The organism is Bacteroides sp. AM23-12 (assembly GCF_003434395.1).
GTDB lineage: Bacteria > Bacteroidota > Bacteroidia > Bacteroidales > Bacteroidaceae > Bacteroides > Bacteroides thetaiotaomicron.
This window is the reverse complement of sequence record NZ_QTLF01000070.1, coordinates 1-3455: the sequence shown is the minus strand read 5'-3', so window position 1 is coordinate 3455 and position 3455 is coordinate 1. Positions and strand designations below refer to the sequence as shown.

The following is a 3455-nucleotide window of genomic DNA, read 5'->3' as shown; positions in this document are numbered from 1 at the left end:
GGTTGAAGTTGCGGGGACACTTGGGCAGCGAGTTGCAGCGGAAGTCGGCGGCTATCCTCTCCATCGAGAAGGACGAGAACCCGGAGGTGTCGGTGGTGAAGGCATTGAAGGTCAGGGATGGAAGCCCGCTGGATATCCCGCTGATGCAGTTCCGCTGGGACAAACAGGCCGGGATGCCTGTCTATATGGGAGAGAAACCGAGGGTGGAGAAAGAAAGGCGCAAGGAGAAGGAACTGTCTGAAATGGCACGGGCAGCGTTCGTCACGCAAAAAAAGTATGGCTATATCGAGCTATGCGAACTGATACAGGAAACCCTGGACGTGAAGGAACGGACGGCGAAGGGGTACATCCGTTACATGCGGGAAAAGGAAATTATTGAAAAGGAGGGCGACTGCTATGTATATGGACAGCGAAAAATTTGAGAATTGGATGGAGCGTATCATGGAACGTTTCGACCGGACGGAGAAGTTGTTGGAAAGAGTACTGAAGAAGAGCAACGCGCTGGATGGAGAGGAGGTACTGGATAACCAGGACCTGTGCCTGCTGCTGAAGGTCGGTATTCGCACATTGCAACGTTACCGTGCCATTGGGATACTGCCGTACTTCACTATCAGTGGCAAGGTCTTCTATCGGGTGAAAGATGTGCACGAGTTCCTCCGCAACCAGTTTGCCGCTGTGGAGGAACGGGCTGCAAAACGGAAGGAGAAGGAAGTCCGGAAAGAGGAAAGGCGCAGGAAAAAAGGCTTGTTTCCGTAAAAGTGATATTTCCTTTATGATTTCTGTTAGTGGACGGGGACTTGCCGGATCGTGAGATTAGGCAGGGCTATTGTTTTGTTATTCGGGAAGTTTCCCGTACCTTTGTGACAAAGTACGGCAGGTGGTACTCTACCGGGGTACGGTTGCTGTCATGACATGAAAGATTCATACCCGGCTTGGAAGCAAGCAGGGATTGATATACATATTGTACGTTCGCTGAACGTCTTGGAATAGAAAACTGGCACTTTTCAAAAAAGACAAGATGTATAGCGCAATGTTCATGCTGTATGCTTATACGGCGTGAGTTTGCCTATTCTGTCTTTTAGGTATGCCAGTACCTCTATTCCGGAATAGTGTGAGTTCACGCTGTTCTTTTTGGTGCGAGGCGGGCATAATCCTTAAAAACACATTGTTATGAAACAGATTACCTTGCACGTGTACCAATCCATCGACGGCTGTCCGGTCATAGCGGACAAGTGTTTCAATGCGGTAGTGGACGCCTGTGCCTACGTGCTGATTGACGAGGAAACTTACCTGCGTATTTACCTGAATGATCTTGACTGGCCGCTTGAGGCAAAGGAGACCTTGGTCGTGACGAACGGCTGTATAGACTTGGCAGAGACAGAACGGGTACGTTTTGTCAGGGGGAATGTGGTAACGGAACTGCAACGGATAAAGGAGAATGGCGACGGTATGGTGGTGGCTTACGGAGGAGAAACCGGAGTTTTACTCTTGGACAACGGGCTGGCAGATGAAATCGTGATGACAACCGTGCCGGTGCTGGTCGGTAACAGTGAGAAGGGGCTGGAGTGCGGACCGAACGACGGCAGGATATGGGCTGTACGGTCGAGCGAGGTGCTGGAGGACGGGAAAATCCGAACGGTGTACGGGAGGATGTAATAAAAAAGCAACCCGCCGATTTGGGCATTATTAAAGAGGCTTGGCAGGTTCTATTGATTGCAAAGATAACGGAAATAGTTGGAACGACAAATATTAGAATACTACAAATGCGCAACTATGTGTTGCGCATTTGTTATTATTGCCGGATTGTCTTTAAAATCAACTCTTTTAATTGTTGTTCAGTCGGAAGTTGCAACTGGTATTTGGAAACGAATATCTGTTCATCCAATCCGGTTGTGGTGTACCGCACCAACGCATCGTTTTTGTCCGTTACCAGCAAAATGCCGATAGGCGGGTTATCGCCCGGCTCCATCACTTCGGCTTTATAATAATTCAGGTATGAATAAAGTTGTGACACATGAGCGTGGTTGAAAGTATCAACTTTCAATTCGCACAAAATATGACATTTCAAAATCCGGTGGTAGAAGACCATATCAATGAAATAAAATTCGTCACCGATAAGGATTCTTTTTTGTCTGGCTTCGAAACAGAAGCCGTTTCCGAGTTCGATAATGAAGTCTCGCAAATGGTCGAGCAGAAGTGTTTCGAGTTCCTTCTCCTTTAGCAAAGAAGCCCGTTGCTGCGGAATGTTCAGGAACTCGAAGAAATAGTCATCCTTGACGGCATCGGTTACAGTTTGTGGGTGAATCTTCTGCTGAATGGCAGCAAGTGCATTTTCCATGTTGCCGGATAAGCCGACACGTTCATAACTCAACGCTCCTATCTGCCGTTTGAGTTCACGGACAGAAAGCCTGGTTTGGATGGTGAGCATTTCGTAATACATCCGCTTGATAGGATTGTCGATTTTTACCAGTTCGATAAAGTGGGTAAAAGAAATAGAGCTGAGTAGTTTCTGAGGCTCTATCGTATTAACTATATCTTGTTTGTTTTCAGCATTTTGTAATAAGTGCATCAGTGATGCACTTTTTCCAAGACCCTGCATTTCCAATAAGTGCATCGTTGATGCACCTGTTGGAGGCAATATCGTTTTTATTACAGTTGCCAACTGGGGATATACCATATAGAAGACTCGTGAACGCTTGAATAATGTAATATTCAATCCTTTTAAATTAACTTTTTGTTCCAAGTTTTTCAATAAGAATTCCCCATATTTGGCACGGTCTTCTCCGTTCTGCTCGAACTCCACGATATAAAAACCGATAAGCCAGTTACGCATGGTCTGGCACTGGTTTACGGCTTTGACCGCACTCTGTTGTAATCGTTGGTGCGTGTCGGCTATGATGGTTGCTAATTGTTCAAAATTCATGTTATGCTATTGTTGAATGTTGATTAAAGCCGTTCGGGTATTGTGCCCGGAACGGTTGCCATCCGGCCACAGAAAAGAGCAATCCCGCCTTTTCTATGTGACCGATTGGCAAATATAGGGATTATTGCCGGGATTACGGATATAAAAACTTGAATTCCTGTGGGCTACCATTGTCTATCAAGAGCCGTTCGTGCTGCAGAGCCGGGCGGCTTCCGCTACGGAGATCCAACCGATGCCGTTCATCGCCTGTGCTCCTTTCCTTTGGACTTGTCCGTGTGAGGCGGGAACCCGTATACGATGCGGAAGTCCTTGTCGAAAGTGAGGTATGCATCGAAGGGCTTATCCTCCCTACTCCTGAATCCTTTGATCAGGGCAGTCCTGCCTTTGGTCACGAGGTCGGTAATCTGGCTGTCGGTGAGCTGCTTCTCCCCCTTGTTGCGGAAGACGGTAAGGGAACAATCGACGTTGCTGCACTTGGCGACCTTCGGGTAAAGGAGGATGCGACCGGAACGGCACTTGGGGCACGGGATAT

Annotated in this window: 4 protein-coding genes and 1 pseudogene; 3 read left to right on the top strand and 2 right to left on the bottom strand. The window is 47.6% G+C overall.

Translation table 11 applies throughout. The features are described 5' to 3' along the window. From DW640_RS22940 to DW640_RS22930, 3 genes and pseudogenes are all read left to right on the top strand, one after another. A pseudogene (locus tag DW640_RS22940) lies at positions 1-422 on the top strand (bifunctional DNA primase/helicase); the annotation flags it as partial. Continuing rightward, the gene (locus DW640_RS22935; protein WP_008640871.1) at positions 397-756 is read left to right on the top strand and encodes a helix-turn-helix domain-containing protein; all 360 of its coding nucleotides are present in this window, start codon (positions 397-399) and stop codon (positions 754-756) included. The pseudogene DW640_RS22940 and the gene DW640_RS22935, both read left to right, overlap by 26 nt. A 414-nt stretch (positions 757-1170) precedes the next feature. Continuing rightward, complete coding sequence (locus DW640_RS22930) at positions 1171-1656, top strand: dihydrofolate reductase family protein (protein WP_032561144.1); 486 nt, start codon at positions 1171-1173, stop codon at positions 1654-1656. Between the two features lie 136 nt (positions 1657-1792). Here the strand turns inward: DW640_RS22930 and DW640_RS22925 are convergent, their stop codons facing one another. Continuing rightward, on the bottom strand, positions 1793-2923 hold the full coding sequence (locus DW640_RS22925) for a YhcG family protein (RefSeq protein ID WP_032561145.1): 1131 nt from the start codon (positions 2921-2923) through the stop codon (positions 1793-1795). Between the two features lie 239 nt (positions 2924-3162). Further along, the coding region (locus tag DW640_RS22920) for a topoisomerase C-terminal repeat-containing protein (protein ID WP_173023016.1) at positions 3163-3455 on the bottom strand (293 nt) is incomplete at its 5' end.

Excerpts from the sequence above, each read along its gene's own strand:
- DW640_RS22935 (WP_008640871.1), top strand. The coding sequence starts at position 397 with ATGTATATGGACAGCGAAAAATTTGAGAATTGGATGGAGCGTATCATG.
- DW640_RS22930 (WP_032561144.1), top strand. The coding sequence starts at position 1,171 with ATGAAACAGATTACCTTGCACGTGTACCAATCCATCGACGGCTGTCCG.
- DW640_RS22925 (WP_032561145.1), bottom strand. The coding sequence starts at position 2,923 with ATGAATTTTGAACAATTAGCAACCATCATAGCCGACACGCACCAACGA.